The organism is Saccharothrix mutabilis subsp. mutabilis (genome assembly GCF_039521145.1).
Lineage (GTDB): Bacteria > Actinomycetota > Actinomycetes > Mycobacteriales > Pseudonocardiaceae > Actinosynnema > Actinosynnema mutabilis.
Genome location: NZ_BAAABU010000001.1, coordinates 601,132 through 623,593, shown reverse-complemented (window position 1 = coordinate 623,593; position 22,462 = coordinate 601,132). Strand labels below are relative to the sequence as shown.

Annotated in this window: 10 protein-coding genes; all 10 read right to left on the bottom strand. The window is 74.7% G+C overall.

What is annotated here, in order from left to right:
* Positions 1-21: 21 nt before the first annotated feature.
* The 10 genes from ABD126_RS02875 to ABD126_RS02830 all read right to left on the bottom strand — a co-directional run bounded on the left by ABD126_RS02875 (position 22) and on the right by ABD126_RS02830 (position 22,332).
* Complete coding sequence (locus ABD126_RS02875) at positions 22-4,383, bottom strand: non-ribosomal peptide synthetase (RefSeq protein ID WP_343931993.1); 4,362 nt, start codon at positions 4,381-4,383, stop codon at positions 22-24.
* Positions 4,380-5,690 (bottom strand): MFS transporter, encoded by a 1,311-nt coding sequence (locus ABD126_RS02870; protein ID WP_343931992.1) that lies wholly within the window; start codon positions 5,688-5,690, stop codon positions 4,380-4,382. The genes ABD126_RS02875 and ABD126_RS02870 overlap by 4 nt, the downstream gene beginning before the upstream one ends.
* Complete coding sequence (locus ABD126_RS02865; RefSeq protein WP_343931991.1) at positions 5,687-8,986, bottom strand: amino acid adenylation domain-containing protein; 3,300 nt, start codon at positions 8,984-8,986, stop codon at positions 5,687-5,689. The genes ABD126_RS02870 and ABD126_RS02865 overlap by 4 nt, the downstream gene beginning before the upstream one ends.
* A gap of 2 nt (positions 8,987-8,988) precedes the next feature.
* Positions 8,989-9,672, bottom strand: coding sequence for a DUF6875 domain-containing protein (locus tag ABD126_RS02860; protein ID WP_343931990.1), 684 nt, complete (start codon positions 9,670-9,672; stop codon positions 8,989-8,991).
* A complete protein-coding gene (locus ABD126_RS02855; protein WP_343931989.1) occupies positions 9,669-10,997 on the bottom strand; it encodes an FAD-dependent oxidoreductase in 1,329 nt (442 codons plus the stop codon). Before ABD126_RS02855 ends, ABD126_RS02860 begins: the two co-directional genes overlap by 4 nt.
* On the bottom strand, positions 10,994-14,074 hold the full coding sequence (locus ABD126_RS02850; protein ID WP_343931988.1) for an amino acid adenylation domain-containing protein: 3,081 nt from the start codon (positions 14,072-14,074) through the stop codon (positions 10,994-10,996). Before ABD126_RS02850 ends, ABD126_RS02855 begins: the two co-directional genes overlap by 4 nt.
* The gene (locus ABD126_RS02845; RefSeq protein ID WP_343931987.1) at positions 14,071-19,848 is read right to left on the bottom strand and encodes an amino acid adenylation domain-containing protein; all 5,778 of its coding nucleotides are present in this window, start codon (positions 19,846-19,848) and stop codon (positions 14,071-14,073) included. The genes ABD126_RS02850 and ABD126_RS02845 overlap by 4 nt, the downstream gene beginning before the upstream one ends.
* Positions 19,849-19,969: 121 nt before the next feature.
* Positions 19,970-20,182 (bottom strand): MbtH family protein, encoded by a 213-nt coding sequence (locus tag ABD126_RS02840; protein ID WP_343931986.1) that lies wholly within the window; start codon positions 20,180-20,182, stop codon positions 19,970-19,972.
* A gap of 253 nt (positions 20,183-20,435) precedes the next feature.
* On the bottom strand, positions 20,436-21,602 hold the full coding sequence (locus ABD126_RS02835; RefSeq protein WP_343931985.1) for a metallophosphoesterase: 1,167 nt from the start codon (positions 21,600-21,602) through the stop codon (positions 20,436-20,438).
* A gap of 64 nt (positions 21,603-21,666) precedes the next feature.
* Complete coding sequence (locus ABD126_RS02830; protein WP_343931984.1) at positions 21,667-22,332, bottom strand: TetR/AcrR family transcriptional regulator; 666 nt, start codon at positions 22,330-22,332, stop codon at positions 21,667-21,669.
* Positions 22,333-22,462 lie beyond the last annotated feature (130 nt).

Genomic DNA, 22,462 nt, shown 5'->3' with positions numbered 1-22,462 from the left:
GGCTCCAGGTGCAGGGGCATGTCAGGACCTTTCCGGCAGGACGCCCGCGGTGGCCAGGAAGTCGATGTGGCGGCCGATCATCTCCGCGTCGGCCGGGGGGAACTCCACGCCGCACTCGGCCGCCGCCGCCCACGTGGCCGTGCAGTCGAACACCGGGTGGGCGCGGCGGGTCGTGGTGAGGCCGAACGCCAGCGGGCCGAAGGCGCTGTCCGGGCTCTCCAGCATCAGGGCTCGCCACTCCTGGTAGTCCAGGGCCTTGGTCGGATAGCCCTTGGCGGTGAGGACGTCGCCCAGGTCGGCGTAGCGGAAGCCGTCGGCCCGGTAGTAGTGGAAGTCCTTGCCGTGGTGCTCGGGACGGGTGGAGATGCCGGCGATGGCGGCGGCGAGCCGGTCCACCGGGAGCATGTCGATCACGTCCTGCGTGCGGGGCACGGCCCCGGTGTGGGCGCAGGTCGCGATCTGGCGGCTCAGGTAGGACTCGGTCTTCGCCGTGCCGGTCCGCACGTCGCCGACGATCGCCGCGATCCGGTGGATCGACACGGGAACGCCGCGGTCGCGGGCCAGCACGCCCATCATGTCGGCCACCCACTTCGTGGTGTGGTAACCGGTGTCCAGGCCCGCCGGGTCCTCCGGCCGGTCGGTCTCCTTGACCACCTGCTGGTCGTAGGAGGCGCCCAGGAAGACCCCCAGCGTGGACATCAGGTGCAACGGCTTCGTGCGGTAGCGGGTGGCCAGGCGCAGGACGTCCACCGTGCTGCCCACGTGCGGCGGCATCATCCACTGGTAGGTCAGCACGAAGTTCATCACCGCGCCGTTGTGGTAGACGGCGTCCATGCTCTCGGCCAGGCCGTCGAAGTCGTGTTCCGACAGGCCCAGCATGGGTTTGGACATGTCGCCGACCACGGGGACGATGCGCGTCAGGACGTCCTCGGGGACGTCGAGGTGTGCTCGGCGCAGGTTGGCGCGGATGCGGGCGGACGCCACCGCCGGGGTTTCCGCCCGGACCAGGCAGTGGATCTCGGCGTCGGTCCGGGTGAGGAGTTCGGCGACCAGGTGTGCGCCCAGGAAGCCGGTCGCGCCGGTGAGCAGGACTCGCTGAGCCGGGCCGGTCACGGCCGGGGCGGTGGGGGCGATGTCGTCGGGTGGCGTGGCGTCGCGCCACATCTGCTCGACGCTGGGCAGGCCGGACTTGTAGCGCTTGGCGAAGGTGTGGTCCGACGCCGCCGCGCTCTCCACCACCTCGGCCAGCTCCGCCAGGTCGGCGGTGGCGAACAGGGCCCGCAGCGGCACGGTCACGCCCAGCAGGGTCCGGACCTTCGCGAGCACGGCCGCCGCGATCAGCGAGTGCCCGCCCAGCCCGAAGAACGAGTCGTGCCGCCCGACCAGCGGCGCGTTGAGCACCTCCGACCAGATTTCCGCCAGCACCCGCTCGACGGCCGTGCGCGGCGGCTCGTACGGCTTCGCGTCCACCACCGGCTCGGGCAGCTTGCGCACGTCCACCTTGCCGTGCGCGGTGAGCGGCAGCTCGTCCAGCGCCACCCGGGCGCCGGGCAGCATCGACTCGGGCAGGTGCTCGGCGCAGAACGCCCGCAGCTCGTCCAGTTCCGGCGCGGTCTCGCCGGGGCGCGCGACCACGTACGCCACCAGGGTGTCCGACCGCACCGCCACGGCCGCGTCGACCAGCTTGGGGTGCTTGAGCAGGGCCGCGCGCACCTCGCCGGGCTCGATGCGGTGGCCGCGCAGCTTCACCTGGTCGTCCACCCGGCCCAGGAACTCCAGCGTCCCGTCGGGCAGCAGGCGGGTCAGGTCGCCGGTCGCGTACATCCGGCCGCCCGGCACGGACGGGTCCGGCAGGTACACCGACGCCGTGCGGGCCGGGTCGCCGCGGTAACCGCGCGCGGGGGCCCGGCCGCCGATGTAGAGCTGCCCGGGGACGCCCACGGCGACCGGGCGCAGGTCGGCGTCCAGCACGTACGCGCGGACACCGGGCAACGGCCGGCCGATGGGCAGGGTGGCCGAACGGGCATCGACCTCGCCCGCGTCCCGCGTCCGGTACGCCGTCGCGCACACCGTGGTCTCGGTCGGCCCGTAGTGGTTGACCAGCGCGACCCCGGTGGCGGCGGCCCAGGCGGCGACCGTGGCGGGCGGCACGGCCTCGCCGCCGATCATCATGACCCGGAGCGGGCCGCCGGTGTCGGTGATGCCCTCCAGGTCGGCCACCCACCGCTTCCACAGCGCGGCCGGCGCGTCCACGGCGGTCAGCCCGTGCTCGGCGCACAGCCGCAGCAGGTCCGGGCCGCCGATCGCGGCCGGTTCCGGGTGCACGGCCACCGCCGCGCCGGCGCACCACGCCGGGAACACGTCACCCACGGACGCGTCGAAGCTCAACGGCGGGACCATCAGGATCCGCTGCCCCGGACCGAAGTCGTGCAGCTCGACGAACGCCCGGGCGAGGTTGGCCAGCGTGTCGTGCTGGACCTGCACGCCCTTGGGCACACCGGTCGAACCGGACGTGTAGATCACGTACGCGAGCCGGCCCGGGTGCGCGTCGAATGCCGGCGGTTCCCCGGCCTCCCCGGTGAACGCGTCGTCGGCGGTGTCCAGCAGGGCCCCGTGGAACTCGCCGAACCGGTCGCGCGTGCCCGGCGCGGTGATCACCACGGGCGCGCCGCAGTCCGCGAGCAGGCCGGCGAGCCGGGCCGGCGGGTGCGCCGGGTCCAGCGGCACGTACGCGCCGCCGGCCTTGAGCACCGCAAGCAGCGCCACGAACGCGTCCACCCCGGCCTTGAGCGCGAGCCCGACCGGGACCTCCGGCCCGACACCGAGGTCGGCCAGGACGTGCGCGACCTTGTTGGCCCGCCGGTCCAGCTCCGCGAAGGTCAACGACGACCCGCCGACCTCCAGCACGGCGGTGGTGTCGGGGTGCGCCCGGACCTGCTCGGCGATCCGGGTCAGCACGTCCGCGCCGTCCGGTGCGGGCTGGGCGTTGAGCAGTTCCGCCGCGACCCGGTCGGCCTCGGTCGTCCACTCCACTGTGGACAGCCGGCTCCCGGCGGTCCACGACGCCAGGACGGTCAGGAGCTGCTCGGCGAACCGGGCCACGGTGTCCGGCTCGAACAGGTCGGTGCTGTAGTCGAGGTTCGCGGGCCAGTCGCCGTCGGTCTCCCGCACGTGCAGGGTCAGGTCGAACCGGCTCGTGCCCCGGTCCACGGTCAGCGGCTCGGCGGGCAGCCCGGCCCACCGCCCCGCGCCGCCACCCCGGTTGAGCACCAGCATCACCTGGAACAGCGGGTGGTGGGCGAGGTCGCGGCGGGGCGCGACGCGCGCGGCCACCTCGTCGAAGCTGACCTCGGCGTGGTCGAGCGCGTCGACGGCGACGGCCTTGGCCCGCGCGAGCAGCTCGGCCACGGTCGGGTCGCCGGACAGGTCCATGCGCAGCGCGGTCGTGGTGACGAACATGCCCACCGACCGCTCCAGCTCCGGGAACGGCCGGTGCGTGGTCGGCGAGCCGACGACCAGGTCGTCCGTGCCCGACCGCCGCGACAGCACCAGGGAGAACGCCGCCAGCAGCCCGGCGAACGTCGTGCAGCCGTGCGCGCGGGTCAGCTCGGCCAGCCGCCCGGTCAGCGCGGCGGGCACGACGAACCGGTGGCTGCCGCCCGCGACCGTGCGGTTCGGGGTGCGCGCCCGGTCCGCCGCCAGGTCCAGCACCTCCGGCGCGCCGGCGAGCCGGTCCGCCCAGTGGTCGAGCTGGCGCTGCCGCTCGCCGTCCGCGAGCCGCCCGGACTGCCAGTGCGCGTAGTCGGGGAACTGCGCCCCGACCGGCTCCAGCGCCACGCCCGCGTAGGCGTCGCCGATCTCGCGCGCCACCTGTCCCAGCGACACGTCGTCGCACACGATGTGGTGCGCGGTCACGACGAGGGCCGAGGAGCCGGGCGCGACCCGGATCAGCCGCACCCGCACCAGCGGCCCGGCCTCCAGGTCGAACGGCGTGTCCACTTCGGACACCACCACGTCCTCCAGCGACCCGTCGAGGTCGGTCACCACGACCGGCGCCGACAGCGACGGCAGCACCCGCTGCGCCGGCGTCCCCTCGTCGTCCACGATCCGGGTGCGCAGCGCCTCGTGCCGGTCCACGACGACGTCCACGGCTTCCCGCAACCGCGCGGGGTCGAGGTCGCCGGCGATGCGCAGCGCGGCGAACATCGCGTACGCGCCGGCGTCCAGCCCGAGCCGCCCGGTCAGCCACAGGCCGCGCTGGTTGCCGGTCAACGGGACGACCGCGCCCTCCGGCCGGCGCGGCACGCTCTGGCGGCCCCCCAGGCCGCGCTGGGCGAGCAGGCGCTCCAGCAGCCGCTCGCGGTGGTCGGACAGTTCGGTCACGAGTGGGTCCTCTCCGGGTTCGCCCGGTCCGGGTGCGCCTCGGTGGCGGTCACCGCGTCGGGCAGGTCGTCCACGGTCCGCAGCCGGGGCCGCGACCAGGCGAACGCGGTCAGCGCGAGCATCAGCACGCCGACCACGAGGAAGATCAGGGCGATGCCGCGGCCCTCACCGGTGCCGATCAGCGCGCCCAGCGACGACGCCAGCGCGCCGTCGGGGGCCATCAGCGGTTCGGCCACGCCGTCGGACAGCGGGCCGATCACCAGGTAGGCCACGGGCATCGCGGCGGTGGACAGGGTCCGCACCACGCCGAGCACCCGGCCCAGCACGTCCTTGTCCACCTTGGTCTGCAACAACGTCACGCAGCACGTGTTCATCAGCGGCAGCGTGAACAGGAACGCCGGCGCGGCCACCGCGATCAGCCACGGCGAGGGCGCGAGGCTGTGCAGGACCAGGAACACCCCGCCCAGGCCCAAACCGGCGTAGATGCCCAGCACCCGCCGCTTCGGCCCGCCCCACGCGCCCATCACCAGGCCGCCGACGAACAGCCCGCTGCCGCCCGCCGCCATCAGCACGCCCAGCGTCGCCGGCGAGGAGAACGACAGGATCAGCGGCTGCACCAACCCGCCCGCCACGGCGAACAGGAAGTTCCACAGCCCGAACACCACGCACAGCGTGAACAGGCCGGGCGCGCCGCGCAGCCAGCGCAGGCCCGCGCCCAACCCCCGGGCGCCGCCGCCCCGGCCCCCGCTCGCGCCCGCGGGGAGCCGGGCCAGCAGCAGCGCGGCGACCGCGAAGACCATCGACACCACGTCGATGACCAGCACGCCGCGCAGTCCGACCAGGCCGAGCAGCGCACCCGCCACCAGCGGCGCGGCGATCTGCACGCCCTGGGTGAGCTGCATGAGGCCGTTGACGCGTCCCAGGTGCTTGGCCGGCACGAGCGCGGGCACCAGCGCCTGGTAGGCGATGAGGTGGAACGAGTTCAGCGTCGCGGTCAGCGCCGACGCCACGTACACCTGCCACACGGCAAGGGAATCCGTGCTCACCGACACCAGCAGCAACGCGGTCACCACGCCCGCGCCCGTGTCGGCGGCCAGCATGATCCGCCGCCGGTCGTAGCGGTCGGCCACCGCGCCCGCGTAGGGCGCGAGCAGGATGCCCGGCACCACCGCGCAGAACTGGATCAGCACGAACTGGGTCACCGAGCCGGTCCCCAGGTACACCCACACGCCCAGCACGAACGCGGTCAGCGCCGAGCCGATCACGCTGACCAGCTGACCGGCCCAGACGACGGCGAACCGCTTCACGAGCCCTCCCCGAGCATGGCCGCGACCTCCTCGTCGGACAGCCCCGCGAGCTGCACCCGCAGCTGCGCCACGGCCGTGATCCGGTCCGGCTCGTCCAGCGCCAGCAGCGTCGACGCCAGCCCGGCCACCGTCGGCGCGGCGAACATCCGCCCGATCGGCACCGACACGGCGAACGCCCCGTGCACCCGCGCCAACGCCTTCGCCGCCAGCAGCGAGTGCCCGCCCAGCGCGAAGAAGTCGTCGTGCACCCCGACTTCGGGCACGGCCAGCACCTCGCGCCAGATGCCCGCGAGCACCTCCTCGACCGCGTCGCGCGGCGCGACCCGCTCGCCGCCTGCCGTCCAGTCCGGCTCGGGCAGCGCCCGGCGGTCGATCTTCCCGTTCGGGGTCAACGGGAACGCGTCGAGCAGCACCGCGGTCGTGGGCAGCATGTAGTCCGGCAGCCGCCCGGCCAGCGCGGCGCGCAGCCGCGCCCAGTCCAGCGGGTGGTCGGCGACCAGGTAGGCGACCAGGCGGGAGTCCCTGGGCACCACCACGGCCTGCCGGACCTCGCCGGTCTCGACCAGGGCGGTCTCGATCTCGCCCAGCTCGATGCGGAACCCGCGCACCTTCACCTGGTGGTCGGCGCGGCCCAGGAACTCCAGCGTGCCGTCGGCGCGGTGGCGGACCAGGTCGCCGGTGGCGTACAGCCGCGCGCCCGGGGCGCCGGCGAACGGGTCGGGCACGAACCGGCTCGCGGTCAGCTCCGGGCGGCCCCGGTAGCCGCGCGCCACGCCCAGCCCGCCGATGTGCAGCTCGCCCACCACGCCCGGCGGCACCGGCTCAAGGCCCGCGTCCAGGACGTAGAGGCGGGTGTTGCCGATGGGCGGGCCGATCACGACCGGCGCGGGCGACGGGTCCACCAGGCCGGCGGCCGACCAGACCGTGGTCTCGGTGGGGCCGTAGACGTTCCACAGCAGGCAGTCGCCGGTCAGCAGGTCGTCGGCCAGGTCGCGGGGCAGCGCCTCGCCGCCGCAGATCCGGGTGGTGACGCCGGCCGGGACGCCACCGGTCTCGGTCAGCAGCCGCCAGGTCGCCGGGGTGGCTTGCAGCACGGTCACGTCCGCGAGGGCCGCGCGCAAGGCGACACCGTCGGCGGCGACCTCCGGCGGCACGACGGCGACCGACGCGCCGGCGGTGAGCGGCAGCAGCAGTTCCAGCACGGAGATGTCGAAGGACAACGTGGTGACCGCCGCCAGCCGGTCCTCCGGGCCCAGCTCGAACACCTGCTGGAACGACACGAGCAGGTTCACCACGGCCCGGTGCGGCACCTCGACGCCCTTGGGCGTGCCGGTCGAACCGGACGTGTAGATCACGTACGCCAGGTCTTCGGGGTGCACGGGGGTCGGCGTCGGCTCGGCGGGCGTGGCGTCGGCGGGTGTGAGGAACACGCCGTCGAACGGCAGCGGGTCCAGCGCGGGATCGGTCAGCACGACCTCCGCGCCGGAGTCGGCGAGCATGAGCGCGAGCCGGTTCGGCGGCCACCCGGGGTCGAGCGGGACGTAGGCCGCGCCCGCCTTCCACACGCCCAGGACGGCCGCGACCAGGTCCGGCGTGCGCGGCAGGTGCAGGGCGACCAGCGAGCCCCGGCCCACGCCGTGCGCTTGCAGCAGCGCGGCGATGTGGTCGGACCGCTCGCCCAGGTCGCGGTAGCTCAGCGCGGCGGGCGCGTCGGGGTGGCTCGGCGTGCCGACGGCTGGCGCGTCGGGGGCGCTCGGCGGGGCGGCGGCGGGCGCGTCGGGGTGGCTCACTGCGGTGACGGCGGGCGCGTCCGGGTCGCCGGCGATGAGGTCGAGCGCGGTCGTGGCGTCCGGCAGCGGCAGGTCGGTGGCGTTGAAGCCCTCCAGGACCTCCCAGCGGCGCACGCCGGTCAGCGCGTCCAGCTCGGAGATCCGCCGCCCCGGGTGCTCCGCGGCGGCGGTGAGCAGGGCGATCAGCCGGTCGGTGAAGTCGACGATCGTGTCCTCGTCGAACAGGTCCGTGCTGTACTCGACGCCCAGCGCGAGCGTGTCGCCCCGGTGCTCGGCCGCCACCGTGATGTCGAACTTCGAGACGCCCGGGTCGGGCGTGATCGACTCGACCGCCAGCCCGCGCAGGCCGAGCGCGAGCGGCGGCGTGTTCTGGAGGATCAGCTGGGCCTGGAACAGCGGCGCGTGGCCCAGGCTGCGCTGGGGCCGCAGGTGTTCCACCAGCCGTTCGAACGGCAGCTCGGCGTGCGCCAGACCGTCCACAGTGGACGTCTTGGCGCGTTCCAGCAGTTCGGCGAACGTCGGGTCGCCGGCCACCGTGGTGCGCAGGGCGATCGTGTTGACGAAGAACCCGATCAGCCCCTCCAGGTCCGGGTGCGAGCGGCCGGCGACCGGGGTGCCGACCACCACGTCGTCCTGGCCCGCCAACCGCCCCAGCCGGGCCGAGAACGCGGCCAGCAGCACCATGAACAGCGTCACGCCGTGCTTGCGCGCCAACGACTCCAGCGCCGCCAACGTCTGCGCCGGCACGGTGCCGTACCGCAGCGCGCCCCGGTACGTGCTCACGGAGGGGCGCGGCCGGTCGGTCGGCAGGGTCAGCAGTTCGGGCGCGCCGTCGAGGTGCCGCGCCCAGTACTCCAAGTGGTTCTCGGCGACCTCGCCCGCCATCCGGTCCCGTTGCCACACCGCGAAGTCCGGGTACTGCAACCGCAGCTCCGGCAGGTCCGCCGCCCGGCCGTCCAACGCCGCCGCGTAGGCCTCGCCCAGCTCGCCCAGCAGCACCGACAATGACCAGGCGTCGGAGGTGATGTGGTGCAGGTTGAGCACCAGCACGTGGTCGTCGTCGGCGAACCGGCCCAGCGAGGCGGTGAACAGCGGCCCGCGCTGGAGGTCGAACCCGACCGCGCCGCGCTGGTCGGCGAACTCCCGCGCCACCGCGTCCCGGTCACCCTCGGGCAGCGCGAAGTCCTCCAGCGTCGCCGTCCCGGTGGGCGCGACGAGCTGCACGGGTTCGCCGCCCGAGTCCGGGAAGGTGGTGCGCAGGGCCGCGTGCCGCGCCACGACGGCGTCCAAGGCCTCCTTCAGGGCCGCGCGGTCCAGCGGCCCGCGCAGGCGCAGCCCCAGCGGGATGTTGTAGACCGCGCCGCCGGGGGAGAACTTCTCCAGGAACCACAGGCGTTGCTGCCCGAACGACAGCGGGTAGGCGGCCGGTTTCGCCGCCCGCTCGCGCAGCCTGCGGGCCAGCAGCTCCCGCTTGCGCGCGGCGGACCCGGCGTCGGGGTGGGTCATGGTCAGCTCCCGGACGTGGCGAGTCGGTCGGCGGCGGCGCGGACGTCCCCGCGCAGGTGCGTGGGCACCCGGTCGCCGAAGCGCTCCAGGTACGCGGCGAGGGTCACGTCGTCGTCCCGCAGGAACGGGAAGTCGGTGGGCACCATGTGCCGGATGGCCAGCATGGGCACCGGGCTGTTCAACGGCCGGAACACCGGGTTCCACAGGCCCGCCTTGTCCGGCGGGCCCGGGTGGAACTCGCCGACCATCAGGCCGTTCGCGGTGTACTCGGGCTTGAGCAGCTCCTGCGTGCGGTCCACCACCGACCAGTCGGCCGGCTCGCGCAAGCCGGGGAACAGCACCAGGATCGTCTTGAACTGCGCGCCCGGCCCGGTCCGCGGCTCCAGCTCGGCGAACCAGTCGCGGTAGTGCAGCAGCAGCTCGGCCAGCTCCGCGGGGTCCGTCGGCCGGCCCGGGTGCACGGACAGGTAGAACAGGCCCTTCTTCATCGACGTGTCGGTGAACGGGCACACGTCGCCGCGCCGGCCCAGCTCGGGGTGCGGCGCGCACAGGTACTCGGCCGCCCACGCGAACACCGTCCGCAGCGCGGCCTCGTGGGCGGCGACCTGCTCGGGGAGCGTGGCGGCGGCGAAGTCCGACGGCTCGACCAGGGGATGGGCCGGCCGGTTCGGGTGGTGCAGCATCATGTCACCTGCCTCTTGCGGCGGGCTCGGTGTGTGAGCACCGCCAGTGCCGCGCCGGTGAGCGCGGTCGTCGTGGCCAACAGGCGGTCCTGGCGCCGAGAGCGGGCCAGGGCTTCGCCGTAGGGCGTGGTCGTGTGCGCGATCAGGGTGTAGAGCGGCACCCAGGAGCGCGGGAACAGCCGGTGCAGCACCAGGTCGGCCTTCTTGCGGGCCAGGAACAGCGGCGAGCGCAGCTTGTCGCGCAGTTCCACGAAGTTGCGCTTGGACAGCTCCGCCAGCACGTCGGTGTGCGGCCGGCGCGCGGCCTCGAAGGCGGCCAGCGCCGCCGGCAGGTCGCGCGGGTGGGCGGCCAGGCAGCGGTCCAGGACCGAGCAGTCCTCGAACGCCGCGTTCATGCCCTGCCCGAAGAACGGGTACACCGCGTGCGCGGCGTCGCCCAGCAGCACCACCCCGCGGCCGGACCCGGTGGCCAGGTGCCAGGGCGCGGTGCGGATGGTGACCAGGCTCGCGGGCGGGTGCGCCAGGAACTGCTCCACCACGTCCGGGATCAGGGTCAGCGTGTCGGGGAAGCGGCGGGCGAAGAACGCCCGCACCCGCGCGGGCGTGTCCAGCCCGGCGAAGCCCCGGGAGCCCTCGAACGGCAGGAACACCGTCGCGGTGAGCGAGCCGTCCGCGTTGGGGTGGGCCACGATCAGCCCGTCGTCACCCGGCCACACGTGCAGCGCCCGCAACTCCGTGCGCGGCTTGCCGTCGTCGCCGACCGGGATCAGCAGCTCCTTGTAGCCCCACTCCAGGTACTCCTGGTGCAGCGTCATCCGGCGGCCCCGCCCGAGGTGGGCGCGCACGGCGGAGAAGGCGCCGTCCGCGCCGACCACCAGGTCCGCCTCGAACTCGCCGCCGTCGGTCGCCACGGACGGCTGGTCGCGGTCCACGGACACGACCTTGCGGCCCCAGAAGAACTCCACGCCCTGCTTCTCGGCCTCGTCGATCAACGCCACGTTGAGGTCGTGGCGCAGCACCGAGTGCAGGATCTGGTCCTCTTCGGTCCCGTAGGGCTGGAACCGCAGCGCCCCGTCGGGCGCGTGCACCACCCGGCCGCGCATCGGCACGGTCAGGGGCTTCAACGAGTCCAGCAGCCCGATCTCCCTCAGCGCCACGATCCCGCGCTGGGACAGGCCCAGGTTGATCGACCGGCCCGCCTCGCGCGCGCCGGGCGTGCGCGGGTCCTCCCGCCGCTCCAGCACCCGGACGGTGAACCCGCGCCGGGCCAGGTAGACCGACACCAGCGAGCCCGCGAGGCCCGCCCCGACCACCACCGCGTCGCTCACAGCCCGTCCTCGCTCAACGTCCCCAGCAACCGGTCGATCTCCTCGTCGGACAGGTCGTCCAACTGGTCCAGCAGCGGCGCCGGCCCGCGCGCGCCGACCCCCGCGGTGTCCATCGCCGCGCGCAGGCCCGCGATGGTGGGCGCGGCGAACAGGGCCGCCAGCGGCAGGTCCGCGCCCAGCGTCGTGCGGACGCGGGCCAGCATCTGGGTCGCGGTCAGCGAGTGGCCGCCCAGCGCGAAGAAGTTGTCGTGCACGCCGACCTCGCCGGGCAGGCTCAGCACGTCCCGCCAGATCTGCGCGATCCGGGCCTCGGTGTCGTCGCGCGGCGGCACGTGCTCGGTCGCCGCGCCGGTCCACTCCGGCTCGGGCAGCGCGGCCCGGTCGATCTTGCCGGTGCCGGTGCGCGGCAGCGCCGCCAGCTCCACCACGGCCGCCGGGATCATGTACTCCGGCAGCCGGGCCGCCAGGTGCGGGCGCAGGTCCGCGACCGGCCGGTGCAGCACGACGTGGGCGACCAGCCGGACGTCCGCCGCGCCCGCCGACCACGTGGTGACCACGGCGTCGGCGACGTCGGGGTGCGCCCGCAGCACGGCCTCGACCTCGCCGGGCTCGATGCGGAACCCGCGGATCTTGACCTGCCGGTCGGCGCGGCCCAGGAACTCCAGCGTCCCGTCGGCGCGCGGCCGGACCAGGTCGCCGGTGGCGTAGAGCCGGCCGCCGCCGGCCGTGAACGGGTCGGGCAGGAACTTGTCCGCGGTCAGCGCGGGCAGGCCGTGGTAGCCGCGGGCCACGCCCGCGCCGCCGATGTGCAGCTCGCCGATGACGCCGGGCAGCACCGGGCGCAGCAACGGGTCCAGCACGTGCAGGGTCGTCCCGTCGACGGCCGGCCCGAGCCGCACCGGCGCGGGGCTGAGCGGCACCACGCCGGCCGTGGAGTACACGGTGGTCTCGGTGGGGCCGTAGCCGTCGATGAGGGTCGCCCCGCCGGACTGGAGGTCGTCGGCCAGGTCCCGGGTCAGCACCTCGCCGCCGGTCACCCGCAGCCGCACGTGGTCGGGCACCCCGCCCGCCGCCACGACCATCCGCCAACCGGCCGGGCCGCCCTGCACGACCGTCGCCCCGGACTCGGCGATCCGCCGGCGCAGCAGCGCGCCGTCGGCCACGTCCGCCGCGGGCACGGCGGTGAACCGGGCGCCGCTGAGCAGCGGCACGAGCATCTCCACCGTGGACACGTCGAACGCGGGCGTGCTGATGGAGGCCAGGCGGTCCTCGGGGGACAGGCCCAGCAGGCGGTTCATCGACGCGAGCAGCTCGGCCAACCCGCCCTGGGTGACCCGGACGCCCTTCGGCTTCCCGGTCGAACCGGAGGTGTAGATGACGTACGCCAGGCTTTCCGGGATCGGCGGCACGGCGTCGGGCGGCGTGTCGGGTCCCTCCACCCCGGTCAGGTCCACCCCGGTCAGGTCCACCGTCGTCCACGGCCCGTCGAGGGCCTTCTCGGGCGAATCGGTGACCAGCACGGGGATCCCGGCGTCGGTGGCCATCGTGGTCAGGCGTTCGACCGGCCACGACGGGTCCAGCGGCAGGTAGCCCGCGCCGACCTTCCACGCCGCGAGGATGCCGATGATCGTCGGCTCGCCGCGTTCCAGGCACAGCGCCACCGGGTCGTCCGGTCGCGCGCCCGCCGCCTTGAGGGCGTGGGCGAGGCGGTTCGCGGCCCGGTCGAGTTCCCGGTGGGTCATGGTGTCGAGCAGCGCGTCCGGGTGGGCGGCGAGCGCCTCTGCGATCAGGTCCAGGGCGCTGCGCGCGGCCTTGCCGGCGGGCTGTGGCCCGGGAGTCCCGGTGAGGGGGAGTTCGGCGACCTTCGTGCCGGGGTCGATGTCCCCGGTGAGCGCGGCGAAGGCGTCGTGCAGCGCGGCGATCGTCGCTTCCTCGAACAGCTCGGCGTCGTACTGCCAGCGGCCGAACCACGTGTCGCCGTCGCGTTCCACGGTCAGCGACAGGTCGAACTTCGCGCCGCCGTTGGACACCGGCTCGGGCCGCAGGGTCAGCGCGCCCGCCCGCCGCGCCGGCGGCAGCGGTTCGACGGCGAACATCACCTGCACCAGCGGCGCGTGGGCCAGCGTCCGCTCGGGCGCGACCAGGTCCACCACCTGCTCGAACGGCAGGTCCTGGTGCTCCAGCGCGGCCACGGTCGCCTGTTCGGCGGCCCGCACCACCTCACCCAGGGTGGTCTCGGGCTCGAAGGTGGCGCGCAGCGGCAGGGTGTTGGCCACGAACCCGACCAGGCCCTCGGTCTCCGGCCGGGTGCGCGCGGCGACCGGGGTGGCGACCAGGAAGTCGCCCTGGCCGGTGACCCGGTGCAGCACGCACTGGAACCGCGCGAGCAGGTGCGCGAACGACCCGTCGGCGACGGTCAGCTCCCGGCGCAGTTCCGCGCCGCGCCCGGTGGGGGAGTCCGGGCGCGGGCGGTCGCCGGGCAGCGGGAGGACGGTCGGCGCGCCGCGCAGGGCCTCCGACCAGTGGCGGGCGTCGTCGGCGAACGCGCCCGCGTCGACCTGCTCCTGCTGCCACAGCGCGTAGTCCGGGTACTGGACGGGCAGCTCGGGCAGGTCGGCGTCCCCGGCGTAGCACCGGGCCAGCTCGTCGAACAGCACCGCGCACGACCAGCCGTCGGCGATGCTGTGGTGCAGCACCAGGACCAGCACGTCGGCGTTGACCAGGGTGGCGCGCAGCAGCGGTCCGGTGTGCAGGTCGAACGGTTCGCGCACCAGGGCCTTGACCGCGGCGTCCACGTCGTCGGCGGCCACGGTCGGCAGCGGCACGTGCTGCGCCTCCGCCACGACCTGCACCGGGACGCCGTCCTCGGCGGCGAACCGGGTCCGCAGCGCCTCATGCCGGGCGACGACCGCGTTCAGCGCGCGGTGCAGCGCCTCGACGTCCAGCGGGCCGTCCAGCGCCACCCGCCAGCCGATGTTGTAGACCGGGCTGGCCGGCATGAGCTGGTCCAGCAGCCACAGCCGGCGCTGCCCCGACGAAGCGGGGAACCGGAACAGTTCGGGGGTCACCGTGCTCACCGCGTTCCTCCCTGGTGCCAACCCCGGCGGTCGACGGCGACCAGCCGGAACTCCGCGGTGTGCCGGTTGCCCTCGGCGTCGGTCAACCACAAGGCGTCCGGGCCCGGCAGCATCTCGCCGACCGCCAGGGGCGCGTCCGGCTCTTCCCGCTCCAACGCGCGCACCGCGTGCGCGAACAACTCCACCGACGGACCGCTTTCGAGGTCCACGTAGAACGGCTTGTGCTCGATCGGGCTCTTGACGAACACGAACCGCGGGACGCCGTGCTCCCGCCGCCACGCCTGCGCGCCCAGGAACCGGCTCGGCTCGTCCGGGGCGAAGGCGAACTTGCAGGAGGCGGGCGGTAACCGCCAGCTCTCCCGCGCCACCACCAGGCGGTCCAGCGTCACCCGCGGCGTGTGCGCGCCGGCGGGCAGCAGCCGGAACTTCTGGACCAGCTGGGCCATGATCTGCTCGTTGAGCAGTTCCACCAGTTCCAGGTCCACCCGGCCGTCGCGGCTGCGGGCGCGCAGCCGGCCGTCGACCTCGACCACCGAGCACGCGCCGACGGGCACCGCGCCGGCCAGGTCCGGGCCGCACGAGTCGTGCCCGAACACGATGCGCAGGTCGTGCGGCAGCACGAGGGCGTCGGCGAGGCGCTGCGGCGTGCCGCCCTGCTCGCGGGTGGTAGTGAGGACCACGCGCGGGCCGGCCATGTCCCGGCGCATCGCCTCCCGCAGTTGCGCGGGGTCGGGGTGCTGGGACACGAACAGCGCGGAGCGCATCGTGTTGACACCGGGGTGCACCTCGCCGAGCACCCAGTGGAAGTCGCCCGCGCGCACGGCGTCGGCGTCCTTGGCGGCCAGCAGCACGTCCGGGCTGTGCTGCACCGCGCCGCGCCACCCCGGCCGGGGCGCGGCGAACGCCTCCAGCACGGCGTCCCGGACCTCGTCGCTGTCGTAGTGGGCCTTGGGGCCGCCCAGGGCGGTGGCCCAGCGGGACTGGAGGGCGGCGACGAGCCGGTCCAGCAGCCGGTCGTCGAGGCGGAAGATGGCGTCGTTGGCCCACAGCCAGAAGTCGGCGAGGCGCACCTCGGTCCGCCCGGCGGCGTTCTGCCGGAACACCTCGTGCAGGGCCCGCGTGTAGAGGGCCGCGCCCGCGCGGGTGAACCAGCGGGCGGCTTCGAGGACCAGTTCCAGCGCGGGCCACAGGGTGTCCAGCAGCGCGGGGGAGAGGGTGACCTCCAGGTCGCGCCGGCACTCCTCGTGGACCAGCGTGCGGCCCGCGTAGAACAGGCCGGGCCGGCGGACGGCCTCCGCGCCGGTGATGGCGGTGAACTCCTCCTGGAGGTCGCCGATCGCCGCGACGAGCCGGTCCGGGTCGCCGACGGCCCGCGTGATCGCGTCCCGCGCCCGCTCGACGGTGGTCAGCTTCGCGCCGACCCCGTCCCGCAGGTCCGGGTCGCCGATGCGCTCGATCTGCTCGCGCAGGGCCAGTTCCGGGCGCAGCGCCGAGGGCGGCACCTCCATCGTCCACGCGATCCGCTTGGCCTGCCGGAGGCGGTCGAGGGTCTCCAGGACGGTGTCCCGGTCGGCGCCCAGGTGGTCGGCGATGTCCACGGCCCGGCGGCGGCCGTCGCACGCGCCGAGCACGGCGGCGTCCAGCGGCGGCAGCGTGATCGGGTCGGCCAGCGGCACGTGGAGGGTGTCGTGGTCGACGTCGATGAACGGCATCCGGCGCGGGACCGCCCACGGGCGGACGGCGTCGGTGGTCAGGGCCTCGGCGAGTTCGTGCACGGCCCAGTTCTCCAGGTAGACCGTGCGGCGGTCGACCAGGTCCGGGCCGGGCCGCACGGACAGCGCCTGCTCCGCGTCGTCCTCGACCCGCGCCCAGCCGACCGGGCCGAAAAAGCCGATGGTGTCGTTCTTCGCGCAGTAGCGCTGGAGGTAGCTGACGACCGTGTGCTCCCAGCGGCGGTAGTCGACGTTGCGCGTCTTGCTGCGCGTCTTGTGCAGGGCGTCGACGGCGGTCTGGAGGGCGCGCGGGTTCTGCCAGGCGACGGCCTCGCGGAACTTGGGGTCGCCGCTGATCTGGTGCAGCACCTCGGCGGTGTTCGCGCGGCAGGCCTCGAACCGCTCGGTGAAGTGGGCCAGCGCGGCTTCGTGCCGGGCGGCGGCGAGGGCGGCTGCGGCCAGCGCGGCGTCCACCTCGGCCGGTCCGTCCAGCGCGGCCCGCGCCTCGGCGAACCGTCCCTTGCGCACCAGCCTGCCGACGCGCCGGAGCTTGGCGCGCTCCTCGCCCTCGGCCGCGTCCTCGACCGTGCGCAGCACCTTGAACGCGGCCCACCGGGCTTCGCCCACCACGTCGTCGGCGGCGATCACCGCTTCGGCGGCGCGTGCGGCCCGCGGCGAGGCGACGGCGAGCAGCGGCTCGATGCCGAACCCGGTGCCACGCAACTCGACCCAGCGCCAAACCGCCCACTGCCCGGTGCCGCGCGGGACGACCAGGTGATCGGCCGGTGCGACGGACGTGGCGGGTTCGGCGCGCTTGGCGACTTCGACGGGCCCAGTGCCCTCGCTGGCCTCGCTGGCCTCGGCGGGCTTGCGGGGCGCGGGGACGCGGTAGGCCGTGCGGTCGCGGCGGGTGATGGTGGTCAGGGTCCGGGCGTTGCGGGTGCCGTCCACGACCGCCGCGCAGGCCGCCAGGGTCCGCGCGCGGTGCAGCTCCGCGACCGGCACGTCCACGCCGAACTCGTCGCGGACGCGGAACGCCAGGCGCACCGCCAGCAACGAGTTGCCGCCCACCGCGAAGAAGTCGTCCTCGGCGGACACGTCCTCGACCCCGAGCAGCGCCTGCCACAGACCGGCCAAGCGCCGCTGGGTCCCCTCGGCGGGCGGGGTCCCGGCACGCCGGCCCGTGGACCGCAAGGCGCGCAACGCGGCCCGATCGACCTTCCCGCTGCGGTTCAACGGCAGTTCCGGCAGCACCACGTACTGCGCCGGGCACAGGTAGGCGGGCAGGCGGTCGGCGATGTGGCGGCGGACCGCCGGGACGTCCACCTCACCGGTCACGTACGCCACCAGGTGCCGCGCCTCGCCCTCGCCGGACGGCAGCACCAGGGCCTCGACGACCCCGGCGCACTCGCGCAGAGCGCTCTCCACCTCGGCCGGCTCGACCAGGAACCCGCGCACCTTCACCTGCTGGTCCGCGCGCCCCAGGAACTCCAGCACGCCGTCCGGCCGCCACCGCGCCAGGTCACCGGTCCGGTACAGGCGCCCGCCCGGCGCGCCGAACGGGTCGGGCACGAACTTGTCCGCCGTCAACGCCGGGTTGGCCCAGTACCCGCGCGCCAGCCCCGCGCCGCCGGTGTAGAGCTCGCCGGGCACGCCGACCGGCACCGGCCGCATCCACTCGTCCAGCACGTACACCGTGCTGCGCTGGATCGGCGTCCCGATCGGCACCGACGCCCCGACCTGCCGCGGGTCGGTGACCACGCAGCACGACGTGAACGTGGTGTTCTCCGTCGGCCCGTACCCGTTGACCACCGGCTTGCCGCCGCGCGCGACCAGCGCCGCCCGCACGGCGTCCGGCGCGAGCACGTCACCGCCGGCCAGCAGTTGCGCCACCGGCTCCAGCACCTCGGGCGCGTGCGCCACGAGCTGGTGGAACAGCCCGGCGGTCAGCCACAGCACGCTCACGCCGTGCTCGCGCACCAGCGCGCCCAGCACCGCCGGGTCGGGCGGACCCTCGGGCGCGGCCACCACCCGGCCACCGGTCAGCAGCGCGCCCCACACCTCCAGCGTGGTCAGGTCGAACGCCGTCGCCGACAGGTGCAGGAACGTCTGCCCCGGCCCGAACTCCGCGAACGTCGGCCGCGTCACCAGCCGCACGACACCCCGGTGCGGCACCGCCACGCCCTTGGGCCGCCCGGTCGAGCCGGACGTGTAGTTCACGTACGCCACGCCCAACGGGTGCGCCCGCGCGGGCAGCGGCTCGTCGGAACCGTCCACAGCGGACACCGGGACCGCCGAGACGCCCTCGGGCAACGGACGTTCCCGATCGGTCACCACCAGCCGCGTGCCGGACTCGCGCAACGCCACCGCGTCCCGCGCCGCCGGGTTGGCCGGGTCCAGCGGCAGGTAGGCCGCGCCCGTCTTCACCACGGCGAGCATCGCGGTCACCAGGTCCGCGCCGCGCGGCAGCGCCAGGCCCACCGGCTCGTCCGGGCGTGCGCCCCGCGCCAGCAGGGTGCGCGCCAGCCGGTTGGAGCGGCGGTCCAGCTCGGCGTAGGACAGCCAGCCGTCGGGGGAGTGCACGGCGTCGGCGTCCGGCCGCAGCCGCACCTGCTCGGCGAACAACGCCGGCACGGTCGCGTCCGCGGGGTACTCGACGGCCGTGTCGTTCCACTTCTCCAGCAGCCGCACCAGCTCCGCGCCACGCGGCTCGGTCAGCTCCCGCACCGGCCGCTCCGGCGCCTCGGCCATGCCCGCGAGCAGCTCGCGGAACTGCCCGAGCAGCGCGTCCGGCGCCCAGTCGGGGAAGCGGGTGACGTCGTGGATGAGCTGCACGCTCAGGTGCGGCTCGGCGAACGCGTAGAGCGTCATCGCGTAGCCGGGGCTGCGCAGGATGCGGACCGTCCGGCCGGCGGGCGCGGTCGGCCGCGCGGACAGCACGGTGTTGATCTCCCGGTGCTCGAACAGCACGAGGCTGCGCATGAGCTGGTCGTGCCCGGCGGCGCGCTGGATGTCCGGCAACGGCGCGAGCTGGTGGTCCCGCGCGCCGACCGACCGCTCCCGCACCGTCCGCAGCCACTCCGCGACCGGCGCGTCGAGGTCGACGGGCAGGCGCAGCGGCACGGTGGCCAGCAGGAGGCCGACCATGTCCTCCGCACCCGGCACGGACCCGTGCCGGGCCGCGCGGGTGACGCCGAACACGGCTTCGTCGCCGCGGGCGTGCGTGGCGAGCACCAGTCCCCACGCGGCGAGGACGACCGTGTTGACGGTGACGCCGGCGGCGGCGGCCAGGGTGCGCACGGCGGCGGTCTCGGCGTCGGACAGGTCGGCGGCGGCCACGCCCATGACCGGCGTCGCGGAACCGTTGTGCTCCAACGGCAGCAGGCCCGGTTCGGGCAGGTCGGCCAGCTCGCGGGCCCAGAACTCGCGGTCGGCGACGGCCAGGGGGTGGTCGGGCGCGGTGCGCTCGGCGTACCAGCGGGCGTAGTCGGCGAACTCGGGCCGGTCGGGGAAGACGGCCGTGCCGCCGGAGGCGTAGTCGTCGTCGATCTCGGAGAGCAGGATCGCGAGCGACCGGCCGTCGAGGATGGCGTGGTGGAACGTGGCGACCACGACCCCGCCCGGCAACGCCCGCACCCGCAACGGCGGCCCCGAGACGGGATCGACGCCCGCGCGCCGGTCGGCGGCCAGGAAAGCGGCGAGATCGGTGCTGCTCGTGAAGCCGCCGGATGTGGGCGCGGTGCCGCCGGATGTGGGCGCGGTGCCGCCGGCCGTGCCCGCGGTGTCCGCGAGGTCCGCGATCACGGGCACGTCGGCCGCCGGGCCGGCCCACTGTTCGGCCTCCCCGTCGGCGCGCCAGCGGAACCGCGTGCGCAGGATCGGGTGCCGTTCGATCGCCCTGCGCCACGCGGCGAGGTAGGCCTCCGCGTCGAACGGCGCGGCGAACCGCTGCACGCACTGGATGACGTCCGTGCCCGCGGCCGGGTCGCGCAGACCGGCGGCGATCATTCCCCGCTGCAACGGCAGCGCGGGCGTGGTCCGGACAGCCGGATCCGGGTACACCAAAGCCTCCCCCAATAACGGCGCATTCGGGCGTGCCGATTCATCGGCCAATTGCGGGCAGTCTTCGACCGCCCGCAAAAAAGGTGTGCAACCAACCGGTGGAACGGGTGCGACCGGGCCCTCAGCCGTTCGCGGCGAGGTGCTCCCGCACGCTGCGGGGTCGCATGTCGGTCCACACCGCGGTGATGTGGTCGAGGCACTCTTGCCTGGTACCGGTCTTGCCCTCGGCGCGCCAGCCGAGCGGGAGGTCGCGGTCGGCGAACCAGACCGAGTACTGCTCCTCGTTGTTCACCACGACCAGGAATTCGCGGCCATCCGCGTTCTCGATGCCCATGACGGTGTTCTCCTGCCCCTTCGCCGGCGGGCGGTCGCCGGTCAGGCAACGCTACGTGGAGGGCAGACTCCGGTGAAATCCACTGAACGGTCGAACCGCTCATTCAGCAATCGATCGACCGGTTATTTGAATCGGCTATCGATCGTCGCGGTTCGTGGTCGGGCGGTCACGGAAACCGGCGTTGTTGCGACGTTCGAACAAATGACGCTCGCTCACCCGGGGGAGGAGGGCGTGCCGAACGGTCCCGTCCGCCTCAGCGCGAGCGCAACGTCAGCAGCGAGATCTCCGAGGGCGCGAAGACGCGGAAGGGCGGTCCCCAGAACCCCGCGCCCCGGCTGGTGTAGAGGCGCGTGCGGTCGCCGTGGTCGGACAGGCCCCGCACGACCGGCTGTTGCAGCCGCACGAGCAGGTGGAACGGCCAGATCTGCCCGCCGTGGGTGTGCCCGGACAGTTGCAGGTCCACGCCCGCCGCGACGGCCTTGCCGATCTCGCTGGGCTGGTGCGCCAGCAACACCACCGGGTCGGTCGGCTCGACGCCCGCCAGCGCCGCCGCGAGGTCGGCCCCGTGGCCCTGTTCGCCGGAGTGCGCGGCGGTGATGTCGTCGATGCCCGCGAACACCAGGCGCGCGCCGCCGCGTTCCAGGACGCGGTGCTGGTTGTGCAGGGACGTCCAGCCCAACTCGGCCATGTGCTCCATCCACGCCTGCGCGTTGCTCAGGTACTCGTGGTTGCCGGAGACGTAGAACCGTTGCGGCGCTTGCACTTCGGCCAGCGGGGTGGACTGGTCGCGGCGCTGCTCGACGGTGCCGTCCGCGATGTCGCCGACGTGGACCACGACGTCCGCGCCCACCTCGTTGACCCGCTGGACGGTCCGCCGCGACCACTCGGCGCGGTCGATCGGGCCGTAGTGGGTGTCGGCGAGCACCGCGATGGTCAGCCCGTCGAACGCCGGGTCCAGGCGCGGCAGCACGACGTCCGTCCGCCGCACGGGCGGCACGCGCATCGCCTGCCGGTACCCGTGCAGGCCCAGCCCGACGATGAGCGCCAGCAGCAGCACGGCGACGAACCGCGCGCGGAAGGGGTTCTCCACGCCCGCGACCGCCAGGGCGAGCCGCAGCACGTGGGTGACCAGCGTCCACGCGAACGCGATCCACGCGATGCCCAGCAACGGCATGGCGATCCGCGCGACCCGGTCCGAGTGGCGGGTGAACGAGCGCACGAGCAGCAAGGGGAACGCCACCCACGCCGCCGTGATCACCGCCGTGCCGACGACGACCACCGGTACCGGCCACTGCGCACCCGGCGCGAGCAGACCCGTCCACGGCACCCAGAACAGCAGCGTGCTGATCACGGTCAGCACCGCGATGAACACGAGCCGGCGGCGGGTGGACGGCCGGGGCGGGGCGTCGGTGCGGGCCATGGGCGCTCTCCGTGTTCTCGCGGACCGGCTTAACGGACCGGTGGTCTCTTCTGAGGGTACGCGGTCAGCTCGACCGGACGACCAGGCCGATGAGCTGGTCCACCAGGGTCTCCCGCAGGTCGGCGGCGAACACCTCGGCGGCCGGCGGCAGGCCCAGTTCGGCGGCGGCGCGGGCGACGTCCTCGGTCGGGTGGGCGTGCGGCCAGAGCCCGGCGGTGACGACCGCGACCGACCGGGCGAACCGGGTCGCGGCGCGGTCGTCGAGCTGGGGGAGCCCGGTGCGTACGAGGTCGGCCAGGCGGGCGGTGTGGTCGGTGACCCGCGCCTTGACCTCGCGGGCGGTGTCCAGCCCGATGTTGCGCTCCAGCACGCCCGCCATCGAGGCCAGCAGTTCGCACAGCAGCGGGTGCCGGTGCAGCGAGTCGGCCAGCGCGGTGCCGATCGCGATGGCGCGCCCGTAGGGGACCGGCTCGGCCTCGACGGCCCGGACGGCGGCCTCCGCGTCGTCCAGCCACGCGGCCCACCGCCGGTCGAGGACGCCCAGGAAGACGGCCTCGCGGCTGTCGAAGTAGCGCAGCACGTTCGACTTGGCCAGCCCCACGCGGCAGCTCAGCTCGCGCAGGCTGATCCCGGTCAGGGCGGTGTCGGCGAGCATCGCCTCGGCGGTGTCCAGGATCGCCGCGCGCCGCGCCGCGACCTGCTCGGGCCGCCGTGCCCGCCGGAACTCCACCCGACCAGGTTACCGGACCACCGGTCTGTTCCGAGTTGGGCGGAGGCCGGCCGGCCGGGTTGACCGCCGCGCCCCGCCCGCCGTCACCGCCCCGCCCGCCGTCACCGCAGCGGCCGCCGTCACCGCAGCG

Excerpts from the sequence above, each read along its gene's own strand:
- ABD126_RS02840 (WP_343931986.1), bottom strand. The coding sequence starts at position 20,182 with ATGGGCATCGAGAACGCGGATGGCCGCGAATTCCTGGTCGTGGTGAAC.
- ABD126_RS02865 (WP_343931991.1), bottom strand. The coding sequence starts at position 8,986 with ATGACCCACCCCGACGCCGGGTCCGCCGCGCGCAAGCGGGAGCTGCTG.
- ABD126_RS02835 (WP_343931985.1), bottom strand. The coding sequence starts at position 21,602 with ATGGCCCGCACCGACGCCCCGCCCCGGCCGTCCACCCGCCGCCGGCTC.
- ABD126_RS02860 (WP_343931990.1), bottom strand. The coding sequence starts at position 9,672 with ATGATGCTGCACCACCCGAACCGGCCGGCCCATCCCCTGGTCGAGCCG.